This is a genomic window from Bacillus cereus group sp. N6 (assembly GCF_016483705.1).
Classification (GTDB): Bacteria; Bacillota; Bacilli; order Bacillales; family Bacillaceae_G; genus Bacillus_A; species Bacillus_A wiedmannii.
Map to the genome: position 1 here is coordinate 57,751 of NZ_JAEHBI010000005.1, position 18,025 is coordinate 75,775.

The following is an 18,025-nucleotide window of genomic DNA, read 5'->3' on the forward strand; positions in this document are numbered from 1 at the left end:
ATATGCTAAAAGGGAAAAAGATACTTCTATGTGTAACAGGAGGCATTGCGGTCTTTAAAGCGGCTGCGTTAACTAGTAAATTGACACAAGCTGGTGCTATTGTAAAAGTAATGATGAGTGGGTCGGCAATGAAGTTTGTTACGCCTCTTACATTTCAAGCACTTTCTCGCCATGATGTATATACAGATACATTCGATGAGAAAGACTCGGCTGTTATTGCACATATCGATTTAGCAGATTGGGCAGATGTAGTACTTGTTGCACCTGCTACTGCCAATTGTATTGGGAAGTTAGCTGGTGGTATTGCAGACGATATGATTACAACTACTTTGTTAGCTACTACAGCCCCAGTGTGGATTGCACCTGCTATGAATGTGCATATGTATGAAAACAAAATTGTACAAAAAAATATGATGACGTTGAAAACGTTAGGATATACATTTATTGAGCCTGGAGAAGGTTTTTTAGCGTGTGGTTATGTTGCGAAGGGAAGACTAGAAGAACCGGAAGCAATTATTGCACGGTTAGAAGAGGCTTTTTCCGAACAAAAACCGTTGCAAGGAAAAAAAATATTAATAACTGCTGGCCCAACTCGTGAAAAGATTGATCCAGTGCGTTTTATGACCAATTTTTCTTCTGGGAAAATGGGATATGCAATTGCGGAAGTGGCAGCGAACTTAGGTGCTGATGTCATACTTGTTTCGGGACCGACAGCATTAAACCCACCATTACATGTAAATACGGTACAAGTGGAATCTGCACAAGATATGTTAGAAGTAGTTCTGCAACAGTATCAAAACGTAGATGTTGTCATTAAAACAGCAGCAGTTGCAGATTATCGCCCGAAATATGTTCATGATAATAAAATGAAAAAGAAAAATGGAGATGCTGTAATCGAACTCGAGAGAACAGTAGATATTTTAAAAACGTTAGGTGAGATGAAGGATCAACAGTTACTTATCGGTTTTGCGGCTGAAACGACAAAGGTAGAAGAATACGCAACAAAAAAATTACGTGAGAAAAATGCGAATATGATTGTTGCGAACGATGTAAAGGCACAAGGAGCTGGATTTGGTACAGATACAAACATTGTAACAATGTATAGAAAAGATGGAGAAGTCATCGAGTTACCACTTTTAACGAAGAAAGAGGTTGCTCGTGAAATATTAAAGCAAATTGAAATGATGTTAGAAGATGATCGTCTATGAAATTTGCAAGTGTAATTGTTGATGTACCTGCACGTCAGACAGATCGACCATTTGATTATATTATCCCTAAAAAGTGGGAAGATATTGTCCAGACAGGCATGCGTGTAGTAGTTCCATTTGGCCCAAGGAAATTGCAAGGCTTTATTATTGGGATCAAAGATTCGGCTGAAGTAGAAAGTAAGAAGCTAAAGACAATCCATGAAATATTAGATGTAACACCAGTTTTAAACGAGGAATTATTAAAGCTTGGATATTGGCTTACAAGCGAAACGTTATGTTATATGATTTCAGCCTTTCAAGTCATGCTTCCAACGGCGATAAAAGCTACGTATAAAAAGCGTCTACAACTTCGTAAACAAGAAGTAGTAGCACCTGAACTACTGTTTTTATTTCAGGACAAAGAAGCGATAGATTGGGAAGCTATTGAGACGCAGCCGCATCTATACCGCACGATTCAACAAGAAATTAAAAATGGCACGATTGAAGTTGTTTATCAGGTAAAAGATAAAGTGCAAAAGAAGAAACAAAGAGTCGTTCAACCGGAGTTGTCAGAAGATAAATTGGAATTAGCAGCATTTGAACTGAAAAGTAAAAAACAACAAGATGTACTCTATTATTTTGTGGAAAATTATAAAAGTGTGCCGTTGAAAGTGATAACAGAAGAGTTGCAAATAACAGACGCTCCGATTAAAGCACTTGTTAAAAAGGGGCTAATTTCAGAAAAGTATGTGGAAGTGTACCGAAATCCGTATGACGATGATGATTTTGAACAAACGAAACCATTCCCACTTACGGAGGAACAAAAGCAAGTTATTGCACCGATTTTATCATCAATTACAAATGAAACTTACAATCCATTTTTACTATATGGTGTTACAGGAAGCGGAAAAACAGAAGTATATTTACAATCTATAGCAGCGGTGCTCGCGAAAGGGAAAGAAGCTATTGTACTTGTTCCTGAAATTGCACTAACGCCTCAAATGGTAGATCGTTTTAAAGGCAGATTTGGCTCGCAAGTTGCGGTTCTTCATAGTGCGCTGTCTGTTGGAGAAAAATATGATGAATGGCGTAAGATTTTAAGAAAAGAAGTGAAAGTTGTAGTTGGTGCACGTTCAGCTGTATTTGCTCCTTTTGAAAATTTAGGGATTATTATTATTGATGAGGAGCATGAATCGAGCTATAAGCAAGAAGATAATCCGAGGTATCATGCAAGGGATGTAGCTGTCTGGAGGGGGCAATATCATAAATGTCCTATCGTTCTTGGTAGTGCAACACCGACACTTGAATCGTTTGCAAGAGCGAAAAAAGGTGTGTATGAATTACTAACGATGGAAAAACGTATGAATAAACAAGCGTTACCAACAGTAGAGATTGTTGATATGCGTGAGGAACTTCGTGACGGGAATCGTTCCATGTTTTCGAAGGCATTGCATGAAAAAATAGCAGATCGATTAGAAAAGAAAGAACAGATGGTGCTCTTTTTAAATAGAAGAGGTCATTCTACATTTGTTATGTGCCGTGATTGTGGGTATGTTGTACAATGTCCGCATTGTGATATCTCGCTGACATATCATAAAATGAACCATCGTTTAAAATGTCATTACTGCAGTCACGAAGAGAATATGCCGACTGCGTGTCCTGCTTGTCAAAGTACATATATTCGTTTCTTTGGTACAGGTACACAAAAGGTAGAAGAAGAAATTACAAAACTATTTCCAGAGGCACGAGTTATTCGAATGGATGTAGATACGACAAGTCGCAAAGGAATGCATGAAAAATTATTAAAGGCGTTCGGGGAAGAAAAAGCAGATATACTACTTGGAACACAAATGATTGCGAAAGGATTAGATTTTCCTAAAGTAACGCTTGTCGGGGTTTTAACTGCAGATACGATGCTTCACTTGCCTGATTTTCGAGCGAGTGAAAAGACGTATCAGTTATTGACGCAAGTAAGTGGAAGAGCAGGCAGACATGAATTGCCAGGGGAAGTTATAATTCAAACGTATACGCCAGAACATTATAGTATAGAGTTAGCAAAGAACCAACAATATGATGTGTTTTTTGACCAAGAAATGCAAATGAGACGAACAAGACAATATCCACCTTATTACTATGTTGTACTTGTAACAGTATCTCATCCAGAATTATTAAAGGCAGTGCAAGTGACGGAAAAAATTGTCGGTCATTTACGGGCGCACTGCACAGAGCAAACGATGGTGTTAGGACCGGTTGCTTCAGCAATTCCAAGGATAAAAGATAGATATCGTTATCAATGCATGATAAAATACAAACGGGAACCAAACTTAAAGAACGTGCTCAAAATGGTAAATGAACATTATCAGGCAGAAATGCAAAAAGAGCTACAAATCTCAATTGATTTTAATCCAACAATGTTAATGTAGCGGAGGGAAATATGGCAGTTTTAGAAATAGTAAAGCATCCAAATGAAGTGTTAGAAACACCATGCGAAAGAGTAATTAACTTTGATAAAAAGTTAGTGAAATTGTTGAAAGATATGAATGAAACAATGTTAATTGCGGACGGAGTCGGTTTAGCTGCGCCTCAAGTAGGTGTAAGCTTGCAAGTTGCGGTAGTTGATATCGGTGATGATACGGGGAAAATCGAGTTAATCAATCCATCGATACTAGAAAAACGTGGTGAACAAGTAGGTCCCGAAGGCTGTCTAAGCTTCCCGGGACTTTATGGTGAAGTGGAACGTGCGGATTATATTAAAGTACGTGCTCAAAATCGCCGAGGTAAAGTATTTTTACTAGAAGCAGAAGGATTTTTAGCACGTGCAATTCAACATGAAATCGATCATTTACACGGTGTGTTATTTACATCGAAAGTGACAAGATATTATGAGGAAAACGAATTAGAATAGGTATTAAAAGGAGCGGTTTTTGAATGATAAAAGTAGTATTTATGGGAACACCGGACTTTTCAGTGCCGGTGCTTCGTCGTCTTATCGAAGATGGCTATGATGTAATAGGTGTTGTGACGCAGCCTGATCGTCCGGTAGGTAGAAAAAAAGTATTAACACCTACGCCTGTTAAAGTTGAAGCAGAAAAACATGGTATTCCGGTGTTACAACCGTTAAGAATTCGTGAAAAAGACGAATATGAACAAGTCTTGGCATTAGAGCCTGATTTAATTGTAACAGCTGCTTTCGGTCAGATTGTACCAAATGAAATTTTAGAAGCACCGAAGTATGGATGTATTAACGTCCACGCGTCTTTACTACCTGAACTTCGTGGTGGTGCACCAATCCATTATGCAATTATGGAAGGTAAAGAAAAAACGGGTATTACAATTATGTATATGGTAGAGAAATTGGATGCTGGTGATATCTTAACACAAGTAGAAGTCGAGATTGAAGAGCGTGAAACGACAGGCTCTTTATTCGATAAGTTAAGTGAAGCAGGGGCACACCTTCTATCTAAAACAGTACCTTTATTAATTCAAGGTAAGTTAGAACCAATTAAACAAAACGAAGAAGAAGTAACGTTTGCATATAATATAAAACGTGAGCAAGAGAAAATTGATTGGACAAAAACAGGTGAAGAAGTATACAATCACATTCGCGGATTGAATCCATGGCCAGTCGCTTATACGACTTTGGCAGGACAAGTTATTAAAGTATGGTGGGGAGAGAAGGTCTCTATTACAGAGAAAGCTGAACCAGGTACAATAGTAGCTCTTGAAGAAGATGGATTTGTTGTTGCAACAGGGAATGAGACAGGTGTTAAAATCACTGAATTGCAACCTTCTGGTAAAAAACGTATGAGTTGTTCGCAATTTTTACGTGGCACAAAACCTGAAATTGGAACGAAGTTAGGAGAAAATGCATGAGACAAAATGTTCGTGAGTTAGCTCTTGATGGCTTAATTCAAGTAGAAAAAAGTGGTGCATACAGTAACTTACTTTTAAATAATCTAATTGAAAAAAATGCAATTGATAGAAAAGATATTGGTTTGTTAACTGAAATTGTATATGGAACGATTCAACGTCGTGACACATTAGATTATTATTTACAGCCTTTTTTAAAAAAGAAGGTTGAGGCGTGGGTAAGAGTATTACTTCGCTTATCTTTATATCAAATGATTTATTTAGACCGAGTGCCAGAAAGAGCGGCTATTCATGAAGCAGTTGAAATTGCAAAGCGTCGCGGGCATAAAGGGATTGCTGGTATGGTAAACGGGGTATTACGTTCGATTCAGAGAGAAGGGGTACCTTCTGTAGATGAAATCAAGGATCCAATAGAACGTTTGGCAATTGCAACAAGTCATCCAATGTGGCTTGTGCAAGACTGGGCTTCTGAATATGGTTTAGAGACAGCAGAGAAAATGTGTGAAGTGAACATGTTACCCCCGGTACCAACAGCGCGTGTAAATGTTGATAAAATAACAGTAGAAGAAGCAATAGAGTTGTTGGCTGGTGAAGGTATAGAAGCGAAGCGCGGCGATTTATCAGAGGATGCAATTCAAATTGAAAGAGGGAATGTAGCGCATACAGATGCGTTCAAAAAAGGTTTTCTTTCTATTCAAGATGAAAGTTCTATGCTTGTAGCACGCGCTTTAGAACCGAATGAGGGAGATGAAGTTCTTGATAGTTGTGCTGCTCCGGGCGGAAAGACAACGCACATTGCAGAGCGATTAAAAGGAACAGGTCAAGTTATGTCTCTTGATTTACATGCACACAAAGTACGTTTAATTAAACAACAAGCGGAGAGACTTGGTCTAGAAAATGTCGAAACAAAAGCACTAGATGCTAGAAAAGTGCAAGAACACTTTGCGAATGAAACATTTGATAAAATATTAGTAGATGCACCATGTTCTGGATTTGGTGTGATTAGACGTAAACCTGATATTAAGTTAGGTAAAAATAAAGGCGATAGTGAAAGATTATCGACGATTCAACTTGCAATACTAGAAAAAATAGCACCGTTATTAAAACAAGGTGGTCGCCTTGTTTATAGTACGTGCACAATAGAAAAAATAGAAAATGAACAAGTAATAAAGCAATTTTTACAAGAGCATCCTGAATTTGAATGGGATACTACGATAAAAGATCGCATGCCAGAAAAGTTAAATCCGTATATTGATGAAGGTCAAGTGCGAATTTTACCGCATTATTTTGCAACAGATGGCTTTTATATTGCTTGTTTAAGGAAGAAGGTGTAGCATCGTGGAAACGACTGTGAGAAAACAAAAGAAAAATCTAGAAACGAAGAAACCATCAATTTATTCTTTACAACTTCATGAAATGCAAGATTGGTTAAAGGAACAAGGAGAACCTAAATTCCGTGCAGGACAAATCTTTGATTGGCTATATAAAAAACGTGTAAAAAATTATGACGACATGTCGAATCTTTCTAAAGGATTACGCGATAAATTGTCGAATTCCTTTGATATTACTACTTTAAATACATTAGTAAAACAAACATCTTCTGATGGAACAATTAAATTTTTATTCCAATTATATGATGGTTATTCTATTGAAACAGTGTTAATGCGACACGAATATGGAAATTCTATTTGTGTAACAACACAGGTTGGATGCCGTATTGGTTGTACGTTCTGTGCATCTACACTTGGTGGGTTAAAACGAAACTTAGAGGCTGGAGAGATTGTAGCGCAAGTAGTAGAAGTGCAACGTGCACTTGATGAAACAGAAGAACGTGTAAGTTCGCTTGTTGTTATGGGAATTGGAGAGCCGTTTGATAATTACGACAACTTAATGTCATTCTTACGCATTGTAAACCATGAAAAAGGAATTCATATTGGTGCAAGACATATGACAGTTTCAACAAGTGGAATTGTTCCAAAAATTTATAAGTTCGCTGAAGAAGATATGCAAATTAATTTTGCGATTTCATTGCATTCTGCAAATACAGAGTTACGTTCAAAATTAATGCCGATTAACCGTGCTTATAAGCTACCAGACTTAATGGAAGCTGTTAAATACTATGTAAATAGAACAGGGCGTCGTATTACGTTTGAATATGGCTTATTTGGAGGAGAAAATGACCAAGTTGAGCAAGCTGAAGAACTTGCTGCGCTTTTAAAAGGTGTAAAATGTCATGTAAACTTAATTCCGGTAAACTACGTACCTGAACGTGATTATGTACGTACGCCACGTGAACAAATTTTCTTATTTGAAAAAACGTTAAAAGATCGTGGAGTGAATGTAACAATTCGCCGTGAACAAGGTCATGATATTGATGCAGCCTGCGGTCAGTTACGTGCGAAGGAGCGTAAAGAAGAGACGAGGTGACGAGATGAAAGCCGTGTTTCTATCAGATAAAGGAAAAGTTCGTCAACATAATGAAGATAGTGCGGGAGTTTTTCACAATTTAGATGGAAATATTTTAGCGGTAGTAGCAGATGGAATGGGAGGTCATCGAGCTGGTGATGTAGCTAGCTCGATGACCATTCAATTATTTCATGATTATTGGAAGCAAACGCATAATATGAATGAACCAAAAAAAGTAGAAGAGTGGTTACATACGAGTGTTGGGATTATTAATGAGCGTATATATGAGTACTCTAAGCAACATGTAGAATGTAATGGTATGGGAACAACACTTATAATAGCGATTTGTACGCCAAACTTTGTGACAATAGGTCATATAGGAGATAGTCGTTGTTATATGGTATCAGAGGGAGAAATCTCGCTTGTAACGGAAGATCACTCACTTGTAAATGAACTTGTAAGACATGGTGAAATTTCAAAAGAAGACGCAGAATATCACCCGAAAAAGAATGTTTTGTTAAGGGCATTAGGAACAGAAGAAAAAGTCGGATTAGATGTTAAAACATTGGTGCTTGAGGAAGATGATCAGTTACTTCTTTGCTCGGATGGGTTATCTAACAAAGTTTCTATTGCTGATATGCAACAAATTTTACAGTTAAATGAACAGCTTGAAACTAAGGGACAACGTCTCATTCAATTGGCGAATGATCGTGGCGGGGAAGATAATATCACCCTTGTTCTTATTGATTATGCGGGTTCGACAAACGAAAGTAGGTGAAGTGCAACGTGCTGATTGGAAAACGCTTAAATGACCGTTATAAGCTGCTGAAAATGATTGGTGGTGGTGGAATGGCCAATGTGTATTTAGCTCATGATGATATACTTGGCCGAGATGTAGCGGTAAAAATATTAAGACTCGACTATTCAAATAATGAAGAGTTTATTAAACGTTTCCATCGAGAAGCGCAGTCTGTTACAACGTTGTCGCATCCAAATATTGTGAATATGTATGATGTCGGAGAAGAAGATGGTATATATTATCTTGTAATGGAGTATGTACCAGGACAAACATTGAAGCAATACATAATTGAGCGAGGGATGTTACCTATAGGAGAAGCTCTTGATATTATGGAGCAGTTAACATCCGCCATGGCACATGCCCATCATTTTGAAATTGTGCACCGTGATATTAAACCGCACAATATTTTAATTCGAGCTGATGGAGTAATAAAAGTAACAGATTTTGGAATTGCGACAGCTACAAGTGCAACAACAATTACACATACAAATTCGGTACTCGGTTCGGTGCATTACTTATCACCAGAACAAGCACGCGGCGGGATAGCAAATAAACAATCAGATATTTATTCCCTAGGAATCGTTATGTTTGAGTTGTTAACAGGAAGACAACCGTTTTCTGGCGAATCTGCTGTTGCTATAGCTTTAAAACATTTACAAAGTGAAATTCCGTCTCCAAAGAGATGGAATGAAAATATTCCGCAAAGTGTTGAAAATATTATATTAAAGGCAACTGCGAAAGATCCGTTTCACCGATATCAATCTGCCAATGCGATGAAACGAGATATTGAAACTGCGCTATATCCAGAGAGGATAAATGAGCAGCCATTTTACATACCGGAAGATATGGAAGCGACAAAAGCGATTCCGATTATTCAACAAGAACAATTATTCGAAAATGTAACTGATGAAACAATTGTTTTAAAAGGAAGTAAAGTGGATGAACAGAAAAGAAAAGAAGAAACGGAATTATATAAGAAGAAAAAACGAAGTAATAAATGGATTAAAGTTTTAATTACTACATTTTTACTTTTAGCAATTGGAATAACGTTAGCGCTTACTGTTATTCCGGGATTCTTTATTCCAAAAGATGTAAAAGTCCCTGATGTGGCTGGTATGAAGTATACGACAGCAGTAAATACATTAGTTGAAAAGGGTTTTGAGGTTACGGAACCTAATATTGTATATACAGATGATGTTGAAACCGGTGATGTGATAAAAACAGACCCTGTGGCAGGTAGAGTCGTGAAAGAAAACTCTAAAATTACTATCTATCAATCAGGTGGAAAAAAGAAAAGTAAGATGAGTGATCTCACAGGAAAAGATTTTGAGAGTATAAGGAATGAATTAGAAGAAAAATATAAGCAAGTTACAATAAATTATATTGAAAATGATAGGCCAAAAGGTGAAATCGTAGAGCAAATTCCGACGCCTGATCAAATGGTAGTAGAGGCGGAACAAGAACTGAAAATTTGGGTAAGTAAAGGTCCTTATCAAATTAGACCAGGTGATTTTTCAGGATGGACTGAAAATAGCGTAAATGGTTATTTGAATGAGAGAAAACTAACTCCAGATATAAAACGAGAGTATTCCGATACTGTTGATAAAGGACTTGTAATTTCGCAATCTCCAAAACCAGGAACGCCGTTAAAAGAAGGAGATAAAGTGACGATTATCATCTCAGAGGGGCCTAAGCCGAAAGTAACGAAAACAGTGAAAGTGGATAATATTTCTATTCCGTATGAGTCTTCTATAATTGGTGAGAAAAAACCGCAAACAATAGAAATTTATAAAGAAGATATGCAACAAAAAATGGATAGACCAATTGAAACTAGAACAATTTCAGAGTCGGCAACTATTTCTTTAGAATTTGTAATTCAAGAAGGTACAAAAGGACACTATAAAATTGTACGAGATGGTGTAACAATTATCGACAAAGAAGTACCATACCCAACTCAATAATAATGACTTCCATTTTCTTTCTAGAGGGGATGGAATGTATTACTCTTGCCTGTTATGCTGTCTACATATAGTGGACTGTATAACAGGCAAAAATATATGATTCAAAAAGCTATAAAAGTGATACTGTTATAAATAATATTTTAAATTTGATGGTAGATTAAATATATTAACTTGTATATATGACGGGTTTTGAAATAAGTATTTAAAGAATTTTAAACCATTTAATATTAATGACAGCTTCACTTTATACAAAATAAAGGAGAATTATATGCCAGAAGGAAAAATTGTAAAAGCTCTAAGTGGATTTTATTATGTGCAGCATGAAGAAGGGATTACACAATGCCGTGGGCGTGGTGTGTTCAGAAAAAATAAAATTACGCCACTGGTAGGAGACCAAGTTGTCTTTCAAGCAGATAATCCAACTGAAGGATATGTGCTTGAAGTATTTGATCGGAAAAATGAACTTGTTAGGCCTCCTATTGCTAATGTTGATCAAGCGATTCTCGTTTTCTCTGCAGTAGAACCAGATTTTAATCCGGGACTATTAGATCGATTTTTAGTGCTGATTGAATATCATAACATTAAGCCGATTATTTGCATTAGTAAGATGGATTTAGTGGATGAAAAAATGAGAGAGACTGTTGAATCTTATGCAAATGACTATCGTGAGATGGGATATGATGTATTATTTACTTCTATAAATACATCGGAAAGTATTGATATTTTAAAACCATTCTTAGAAGGGTGTATTTCTGTCGTTGCAGGGCAATCTGGTGTTGGGAAATCTTCTATGCTTAACGTTTTACGTCCAGAGTTAGAACTGAAAACGAATGATATTTCCTCGCATTTAGGACGCGGGAAACATACGACAAGACACGTGGAATTAATTGCGGTTGGAAGCGGACTAGTTGCAGATACACCTGGTTTTAGTTCACTGGATTTCATAGATATAGAAGTAGAAGATCTTACATATTGTTTTCCAGAGTTGAAAGAAGCGAGCCAATACTGTAAATTTAGAGGGTGTACACATCTTTCTGAACCGAAATGTGCTGTGAAGACAGCAGTTGAAGAAGGGAAGATTACAGAATATCGTTATAAAAATTACAAACAATTCGTAGAAGAAATTAGAGAGAGAAAGCCGAGGTATTAGTTATGATTAAAATTGCACCATCGATCTTATCAGCAGATTTTTCAAAATTAGGGGAAGAGATTAAAGATGTAGAAAAAGGTGGAGCGGATTACATTCACGTCGATGTAATGGATGGACATTTCGTACCAAATATTACGATTGGACCATTAATTGTAGAAGCTATCCGTCCAATTACATCTTTACCATTAGATGTACATTTAATGATTGAAAATCCTGATAACTATATCCCGACTTTCGCAAAAGCGGGAGCAGATATTATTACTGTTCATGTAGAGGCGTGCCCTCATTTGCATCGTACAATTCAGCTAATTAAGTCTCATGGCATTAAAGCGGGAGTTGTATTAAATCCGCATACGCCAGTTTCGACGATTGAGCATGTATTAGAAGATATCGATATGGTATTGCTTATGACAGTAAACCCTGGATTTGGTGGACAGAAATTTATCCATTCTGTATTACCGAAAATTAAACAAGTGGCAGAAATGGTTAAAGAGCGCAATCTAGAAGTAGAAATTGAAGTTGATGGTGGTGTAAACACTGAAACAGCACGACTTTGTGTTGAAGCAGGAGCAAATGTACTTGTAGCTGGATCAGCAGTATACAATCAAAAAGACCGTGGTGAAGCAATTCGTGTCATTCGTGGATAATGAATGAACGAGTCTTTATCCTAGTGAAACTGCTAGTGTAGTAAGTTTTCACTATTTATAAAGGATAGAGAAAAAATATGTAAAAAGGCAATCTACCGAATGGCAGATTGCCTTTTTACAATAGAAGGGGAAGGAAACATGATTATTCATATTTTAGCGGGGGGACCTGCGGAATATTGTGCAGATTTTTCTCGATATGAAAATGAGAAAGTAGTGTGGGCGGCAGTTGATAGAGGAGTATATCGTCTATTAAAAGGAGGGATTACTCCAGCTGTTGCATTTGGAGATTACGATTCAGTTACTGAAGAGGAATTAGTATGGATGGGCCAGCAAACAAATGACTTACATATTGTTCCTCGTGAAAAAGATCAAACAGATTTAGAAATTGCGATTAACTGGGCGTTAGAACAAAATCCGACATTGATTCGTATTTTTGGTGCCACCGGTGGAAGGCTGGATCACGGTTTAGCAAATATACAGATGCTTTTAAGAGGGTTAGAAGTAGGGATAGAAATGTGTATTGTAGACAATAAAAATGAAATAAGCGTGAAAAAAGTGGGTACACATATAATTGAAGAAAATAAAAATTTCCCTTATGTATCTTTTGTGCCGGTTACTGAAATAGTAGAAGGGATTACATTACTTGGTTTTAAGTATCCTCTAACTAATAAAACAATAGAATGGGGATCAACACTTTGTATTAGTAATGAACTCGTTGAGGAAAAAGGTACTTTTTCATTTACTTCTGGCATATTAATGGTGATAAGAAGCACTGATTAAAGAAACAATTTTGCTCCTTACATCATATAGTGAACAAGTGGAGTAATGGGGATTAGGAGGGAAACCATGAGATTTTATACAATTAAGTTACCTAAATTTCTTGGTGGAATTGTTCGTGCCATGTTAAATACCTTCAAAAAAGATTAAAAAAAGCACCTATTACCGGTGCTTTTTCCATTGTCATAGTAAAAAAAGAGCCTAGCGGCTCTTTTTTTTATTATTAAACACGTTCGATTTTGCCAGATTTTAATGCTCTAGCAGAAACGTAAACACGTTGAACTTTTCCGTCGATGCGTACGCGAACTTTTTGAAGGTTAGCGCCCCATTTACGTTTTGTAGCGTTCATTGCGTGAGAACGAGAGTTACCAGAACGAGCTTTTCTTCCAGTGATAGCACAAACACGAGCCATTTATATTTCCCTCCCTTGATACCTTACCATACGTAATTTTTCAATGTTAGTCTTTTTTGCGATGCTAAAAACACTACTATAATTTAACACAACTAAAAAGAGAATGCAACACCGTAGAAAAAAGAAATCAAGAAAAATTACTTGACACCATATGTCGATGATGAAAAGTTGAAATCAAGAAAAATTGCTTGACATATTATAGTGGTACATGTTGTATAATAACAATGGACTATTTTGCTCATCATAAAAAATGTGATTTAAAACATAAAATATGAGAGTGAAAAGAAAGAACGATGGAATTTTCTTTAAAAAGATTATATGATAGTAACTAAAGTAGTCTAGCTCACTTTCACCATTTATGAAGGGGGAAACGAGATGTCAATTGAAATTAAAACGAAGTATGGTCAAATTGATATTAGTACAGATGTAATTGCAACAATTGCTGGAGGTGCCGCAGTAGATTGCTACGGTATCGTAGGTATGGCATCAAAAAATCAGTTAAAAGATGGTTTAACAGACATTTTACGAAAAGAAAACTTCACTAGAGGTGTTATTGTTCGTAAAGATGAAGATGAAGTACATATTGATATGTATATTATTGTGAGCTATGGTACGAAAATTTCAGAAGTAGCACATAACGTGCAGACGAAAGTGAAATATACATTAGATCAAACTGTAGGACTAGCAGTAGATTCTGTAAACATCTACGTACAAGGAGTTAAAGTAATAAACTTGTAATGTGCATTAAGGAGGAAAATCTGTGTCAATTCAAAAAATTGATGGGAAACGTTTATCACAAATGATCATGCAGGGAGCGAATAATTTAACAAATAATGTTCAGCTTGTTGATGCATTAAACGTATTTCCGGTTCCAGATGGCGATACCGGTACAAACATGAACTTATCAATGACTTCAGGCGCACGTGAAGTGAAAGCAAATCCTTCACAGCATGCTGGTAAAGTCGGCGTAAGTTTAGCCAAAGGATTATTAATGGGAGCACGTGGTAACTCTGGAGTTATTTTATCTCAGTTGTTCCGTGGTTTCTCTAAATCCATTGAACAAAAAGAAGAATTAACAACAGTTGATTTTGCTGCAGCTTTAGATGCTGGGGTAGAAGCGGCTTACAAAGCGGTTATGAAACCGATTGAAGGAACGATTTTAACGGTTGCAAGAGAAACGGGTAAATATGCAGTGACAGTTGCGAAAAAACAGCGCGACTTTGTTTTGTTTATGGAAGACGTTGTGAAAGAAGCGAATGCATCGTTAAATCGTACGCCGGATTTATTACCTGTATTAAAACAAGTTGGCGTTGTAGATAGCGGTGGTAAAGGTCTTGTTGTTGTATACGAAGGATTTTTAGCTGACTTAAAAGGAGAAACGATTTCTTCTAATGTGTCTGCCCAACCATCTATGAATGACATGGTACGCGCAGAACATCACCGTAGTGTACAAAGCCAATTGAGTACAGAAGATATTAAGTATGGATATTGTACGGAATTCATGGTGAAATTAGAGCCTGAAAAAATGAAAGAACATAATTTCTCTGAACAAAAATTCCGTAAAGATATTAGTGTGTACGGAGATTCACTACTTGTTGTATCAGATGATGAGGTTGTTAAGGTTCATATTCATGCGGAACATCCTGGAGATCCTATGAATTATGGACAACGCTATGGTAGTTTAATTAAGATTAAAGTAGAAAATATGCGTGAACAGCATACTGCTTTATTAGATGAGCCTACTATGATGCCTGAGCCAACTAGCCAGTCTAAAGAGAAACAACCGTACGGTATCGTAACTGTTGCTATGGGATCTGGTATCAAAACTTTATTTGAGAGCATTGGCGCGACGAAAGTTATCGAAGGTGGCCAAACGATGAATCCAAGTACGGAGGATATTGTGAAGGCGATTGAAGAAGCGAATGCTGAAAAAATCATTATTTTACCGAACAACGGAAATATCGTGATGGCAGCAGAACAAGCAGCGTCAGTTGTGGATCAAGAAGTGATTGTAATTCGTTCAAAAACAGTTCCTCAAGGTATGGCTGCAATGTTAGCATTTAATCCAGTTGGAACGTTAGAAGAGAACGAAGAAAACATGAAAGAAGCTTTATCTCATGTGAAAACCGGTCAAATTACGTATGCTGTACGTGATACGGAAATTGATGGTGTAGCGATTCAAAAAGATGATTTCATGTGTATTGCAGATGGAAAAATTGTATCAACAAATGCTGCAAAAGTAGGAGCTGCAAAGCAATTACTAGAAGCACTTATTGATGAAGATTCTGAAATTGTAACGATTCTACAAGGTGAAGATGCAACTGACGAAGAAGTAGCTGAGTTAGTTGCATTTGTAGAAGAGAATTTTGAAGATGCAGAAGTAGAAGTACATGCTGGAAACCAACCGGTGTATTCGTTCATCTTCTCTGTAGAATAAGAAGAAATTCGTTTTGAAAATAAATGGATTACTTACTTGCTAATGGATAAGAAGTAGTAATATGAAGTTTATTACTAGTTTTTATTCAAAAGGCTAGCATATTGAAGATAAAAAAGAGCCTTGCTGCTAATAGTGAGGCTCTTTTCTTTCGTATTGTTTATGAGGGATTTGAGTAGTTTCTCTAAGAATGCCTATGATAGAATATATAGGGTGAAAGAGAGCGATTACAGATGTCAATAGTATGAATGAATCAAAGAAAATAATGTGACGGAGCGTGAGAATCTTGAATGAAGTTGTACAAGTTCCTGTTACGGATGTAAAGGGAATCGGAGGAGAAACATCTGAATTACTACACGAGATGGGGATTTATACAGTTTCTCATCTATTAGAACATTTTCCGTACCGTTATGAAGATTATGCGATGAAAGATCTTGCTGAAGTAAAGCACGATGAACGTGTAACAGTTGAGGGAAAGGTTCATAGTGCTCCTTTACTGCAATATTATGGGAAGAAGAAGTCGCGTCTTACGGTTCGTGTCCTCGTCGGTCGTTATTTAATTACAGCTGTATGCTTTAATAGGCCGTACTATAAGCAGAAGTTAAATTTAAATGAAACAGTAACGATTACTGGTAAATGGGATCAGCACCGTCAAACTATTGCGGTATCAGAGCTTCATTTTGGACCAGTTGTACGTCAACAAGAAGTAGAGCCTGTATACTCAGTGAAAGGGAAACTTACAGTAAAACAGATGCGCCGTTTTATTGCCCAAGCGTTCAAGGAGTATGGAGAATCTATAGTTGAAGTGTTACCTGATGGATTGCTAAGTCGATATAAATTATTGCCGCGTTATGAAGCGCTTCGGGCGTTGCATTTTCCAGCAGGACAGGAAGATTTAAAACAAGCACGTCGCCGTTTTGTATATGAGGAGTTTTTCTTATTTCAGCTAAAAATGCAAACATTACGGAAAATGGAGAGGGAAAATTCGAAAGGGACGAAAAAAGAAATTCCTTCAGCAGAATTGCAAGAGTTTATTGATGCACTTCCGTTTCCATTAACTGGTGCACAGCGTCGGGTAGTAGATGAAATTATGAAAGATATGACATCTCCTTATCGGATGAATCGTCTGTTGCAAGGTGATGTAGGTTCTGGGAAAACAGTCGTTGCAGCGATTGGCCTTTATGCAGCGAAGTTAGCACATTATCAAGGTGCTTTAATGGTTCCTACAGAAATTTTAGCAGAGCAACATTATCAATCGCTTGCAGAGACGTTCTCGCACTTTGGTATGAATGTTGAATTGTTAACCAGTTCTGTTAAAGGTGTAAGGCGTCGAGAGATTTTGGCAAAATTAGAACAAGGAGAAATAGATATCCTTGTTGGAACACATGCTTTAATTCAAGATGAAGTTATCTTTCATAGGTTAGGTCTCGTTATTACTGATGAACAACATCGATTTGGTGTAGCGCAGCGACGAGTTTTAAGGGAGAAAGGTGAAAGTCCGGATGTTTTATTTATGACGGCGACGCCAATTCCGCGTACGTTAGCAATTACTGCATTTGGAGAGATGGATGTTTCTATAATCGATGAGATGCCAGCTGGTAGAAAGGTAATTGAAACATACTGGGCAAAACATGATATGTTAGATCGAGTTCTCGGTTTTGTGGAGAAGGAGATAAAAAAAGGAAGACAAGCATATGTTATTTGTCCCCTTATTGAAGAATCTGAGAAACTTGATGTACAAAATGCGATTGACTTACATAGTATGCTGACTCATCATTATCAAGGGAAATGTCAAGTCGGATTAATGCATGGCAGACTCTCATCTCAAGAAAAAGAAGAGATAATGGGACAATTTAGTGAAAATAAAGTGCAAATTCTTGTGTCGACAACAGTTGTTGAAGTAGGTGTGAACGTACCGAATGCGACTGTAATGGTTATTTATGATGCAGAGCGTTTCGGTTTATCGCAGCTCCATCAGCTCAGGGGACGTGTTGGGCGTGGTAGTGAACAATCATATTGTTTATTAATCGCGGATCCAAAATCGGAAACGGGAAAAGAGCGAATGCGTATTATGACCGAAACGAATGATGGATTTGTATTGTCAGAAAAAGATTTAGAGTTAAGAGGTCCTGGAGATTTCTTTGGAAGTAAGCAAAGTGGTTTACCAGAGTTCAAGGTTGCTGATATGGTACATGATTATCGAGCGTTAGAAACAGCTAGACAAGATGCGGCGTTACTAGTAGAATCAGAAGCGTTTTGGCATAATGATCAGTATGCTTCGCTGCGTACTTATCTTGACGGGACAGGTGTGTTCCAAGGAGAGAAGCTCGATTAAAGGGAGGCAACGAAAGTTTTTGTTGCATTCTACTTTTAATGATTATA

The 18,025-nt window shown here is 37.1% G+C and carries 16 protein-coding genes; 15 read left to right on the top strand and 1 reads right to left on the bottom strand.

The genetic code is table 11. The features are described 5' to 3' along the window. Positions 1 to 2: 2 nt before the first annotated feature. The 12 genes from coaBC (at position 3) to spoVM (ending at position 12,947) form a co-directional block, all read left to right on the top strand. Positions 3 to 1,208: a bifunctional phosphopantothenoylcysteine decarboxylase/phosphopantothenate--cysteine ligase CoaBC gene (gene coaBC, locus JDS99_RS06225; protein WP_088064294.1), complete on the top strand. Its 1,206-nt coding sequence runs from the start codon at positions 3 to 5 to the stop codon at positions 1,206 to 1,208. Next, a complete protein-coding gene (gene priA, locus JDS99_RS06230) occupies positions 1,205 to 3,610 on the top strand; it encodes a primosomal protein N' (RefSeq protein ID WP_088064293.1) in 2,406 nt (801 codons plus the stop codon). The genes coaBC and priA overlap by 4 nt, the downstream gene beginning before the upstream one ends. An 11-nt stretch (positions 3,611 to 3,621) precedes the next feature. Next, entirely contained in the window at positions 3,622 to 4,092 is a 471-nt protein-coding gene (gene def / locus JDS99_RS06235) for a peptide deformylase (RefSeq protein WP_199694786.1), read from the top strand. Positions 4,093 to 4,115: 23 nt separating this feature from the next. Then, positions 4,116 to 5,060 carry a methionyl-tRNA formyltransferase gene (fmt, locus tag JDS99_RS06240; protein ID WP_000598793.1) on the top strand — a complete coding sequence of 315 codons (945 nt, stop codon included), beginning with the start codon at positions 4,116 to 4,118 and terminating at the stop codon, positions 5,058 to 5,060. Continuing rightward, positions 5,057 to 6,391, top strand: a complete 1,335-nt coding sequence (rsmB, locus tag JDS99_RS06245; protein ID WP_001249653.1) for a 16S rRNA (cytosine(967)-C(5))-methyltransferase RsmB — start codon at positions 5,057 to 5,059, stop codon at positions 6,389 to 6,391. The genes fmt and rsmB overlap by 4 nt, the downstream gene beginning before the upstream one ends. A 4-nt stretch (positions 6,392 to 6,395) precedes the next feature. Beyond that, a complete protein-coding gene (gene rlmN / locus JDS99_RS06250; RefSeq protein ID WP_000450539.1) occupies positions 6,396 to 7,484 on the top strand; it encodes a dual-specificity RNA methyltransferase RlmN in 1,089 nt (362 codons plus the stop codon). A 4-nt stretch (positions 7,485 to 7,488) separates the two neighbouring features. Continuing rightward, entirely contained in the window at positions 7,489 to 8,241 is a 753-nt protein-coding gene (locus JDS99_RS06255) for a Stp1/IreP family PP2C-type Ser/Thr phosphatase (RefSeq protein ID WP_000648694.1), read from the top strand. Between the two features lie 8 nt (positions 8,242 to 8,249). Further along, positions 8,250 to 10,223 carry a serine/threonine protein kinase PrkC gene (gene prkC, locus JDS99_RS06260; RefSeq protein WP_088064291.1) on the top strand — a complete coding sequence of 658 codons (1,974 nt, stop codon included), beginning with the start codon at positions 8,250 to 8,252 and terminating at the stop codon, positions 10,221 to 10,223. Between the two features lie 268 nt (positions 10,224 to 10,491). Next, positions 10,492 to 11,373, top strand: coding sequence for a ribosome small subunit-dependent GTPase A (gene rsgA, locus JDS99_RS06265; protein ID WP_001113945.1), 882 nt, complete (start codon positions 10,492 to 10,494; stop codon positions 11,371 to 11,373). A gap of 2 nt (positions 11,374 to 11,375) precedes the next feature. Then, positions 11,376 to 12,020, top strand: a complete 645-nt coding sequence (gene rpe / locus JDS99_RS06270) for a ribulose-phosphate 3-epimerase (RefSeq protein WP_000589963.1) — start codon at positions 11,376 to 11,378, stop codon at positions 12,018 to 12,020. A 99-nt stretch (positions 12,021 to 12,119) separates the two neighbouring features. Beyond that, positions 12,120 to 12,800, top strand: a complete 681-nt coding sequence (locus JDS99_RS06275) for a thiamine diphosphokinase (RefSeq protein WP_060488423.1) — start codon at positions 12,120 to 12,122, stop codon at positions 12,798 to 12,800. Positions 12,801 to 12,866: 66 nt separating this feature from the next. Then, on the top strand, positions 12,867 to 12,947 hold the full coding sequence (gene spoVM / locus JDS99_RS06280) for a stage V sporulation protein SpoVM (RefSeq protein WP_001213599.1): 81 nt from the start codon (positions 12,867 to 12,869) through the stop codon (positions 12,945 to 12,947). Between the two features lie 73 nt (positions 12,948 to 13,020). Here spoVM and rpmB read toward each other — a convergent pair whose 3' ends face one another. Next, positions 13,021 to 13,209, bottom strand: coding sequence for a 50S ribosomal protein L28 (gene rpmB / locus JDS99_RS06285; protein WP_000124776.1), 189 nt, complete (start codon positions 13,207 to 13,209; stop codon positions 13,021 to 13,023). A 375-nt stretch (positions 13,210 to 13,584) separates the two neighbouring features. On the opposite strand from rpmB, the gene JDS99_RS06290 reads away from it, so the two are divergent. The 3 genes from JDS99_RS06290 to recG all read left to right on the top strand — a co-directional run bounded on the left by JDS99_RS06290 (position 13,585) and on the right by recG (position 17,978). After that, positions 13,585 to 13,947, top strand: a complete 363-nt coding sequence (locus JDS99_RS06290) for an Asp23/Gls24 family envelope stress response protein (RefSeq protein ID WP_000021109.1) — start codon at positions 13,585 to 13,587, stop codon at positions 13,945 to 13,947. 22 nt (positions 13,948 to 13,969) lie between these two features. Beyond that, positions 13,970 to 15,646 carry a DAK2 domain-containing protein gene (locus JDS99_RS06295; protein WP_199694787.1) on the top strand — a complete coding sequence of 559 codons (1,677 nt, stop codon included), beginning with the start codon at positions 13,970 to 13,972 and terminating at the stop codon, positions 15,644 to 15,646. 283 nt (positions 15,647 to 15,929) lie between these two features. Further along, positions 15,930 to 17,978 carry an ATP-dependent DNA helicase RecG gene (recG, locus tag JDS99_RS06300; RefSeq protein WP_001006889.1) on the top strand — a complete coding sequence of 683 codons (2,049 nt, stop codon included), beginning with the start codon at positions 15,930 to 15,932 and terminating at the stop codon, positions 17,976 to 17,978. Positions 17,979 to 18,025 lie beyond the last annotated feature (47 nt).

What these genes read in the sequence shown, in the direction of transcription:
- coaBC (WP_088064294.1), top strand. Translation starts at nt 3, where the DNA reads ATGCTAAAAGGGAAAAAGATACTTCTATGTGTAACAGGAGGCATTGCG.
- priA (WP_088064293.1), top strand. Translation starts at nt 1,205, where the DNA reads ATGAAATTTGCAAGTGTAATTGTTGATGTACCTGCACGTCAGACAGAT.
- def (WP_199694786.1), top strand. Translation starts at nt 3,622, where the DNA reads ATGGCAGTTTTAGAAATAGTAAAGCATCCAAATGAAGTGTTAGAAACA.
- fmt (WP_000598793.1), top strand. Translation starts at nt 4,116, where the DNA reads ATGATAAAAGTAGTATTTATGGGAACACCGGACTTTTCAGTGCCGGTG.
- rsmB (WP_001249653.1), top strand. Translation starts at nt 5,057, where the DNA reads ATGAGACAAAATGTTCGTGAGTTAGCTCTTGATGGCTTAATTCAAGTA.
- JDS99_RS06255 (WP_000648694.1), top strand. Translation starts at nt 7,489, where the DNA reads ATGAAAGCCGTGTTTCTATCAGATAAAGGAAAAGTTCGTCAACATAAT.
- rsgA (WP_001113945.1), top strand. Translation starts at nt 10,492, where the DNA reads ATGCCAGAAGGAAAAATTGTAAAAGCTCTAAGTGGATTTTATTATGTG.
- rpe (WP_000589963.1), top strand. Translation starts at nt 11,376, where the DNA reads ATGATTAAAATTGCACCATCGATCTTATCAGCAGATTTTTCAAAATTA.
- JDS99_RS06275 (WP_060488423.1), top strand. Translation starts at nt 12,120, where the DNA reads ATGGCAGATTGCCTTTTTACAATAGAAGGGGAAGGAAACATGATTATT.
- spoVM (WP_001213599.1), top strand. Translation starts at nt 12,867, where the DNA reads ATGAGATTTTATACAATTAAGTTACCTAAATTTCTTGGTGGAATTGTT.
- rpmB (WP_000124776.1), bottom strand. Translation starts at nt 13,209, where the DNA reads ATGGCTCGTGTTTGTGCTATCACTGGAAGAAAAGCTCGTTCTGGTAAC.
- JDS99_RS06290 (WP_000021109.1), top strand. Translation starts at nt 13,585, where the DNA reads ATGTCAATTGAAATTAAAACGAAGTATGGTCAAATTGATATTAGTACA.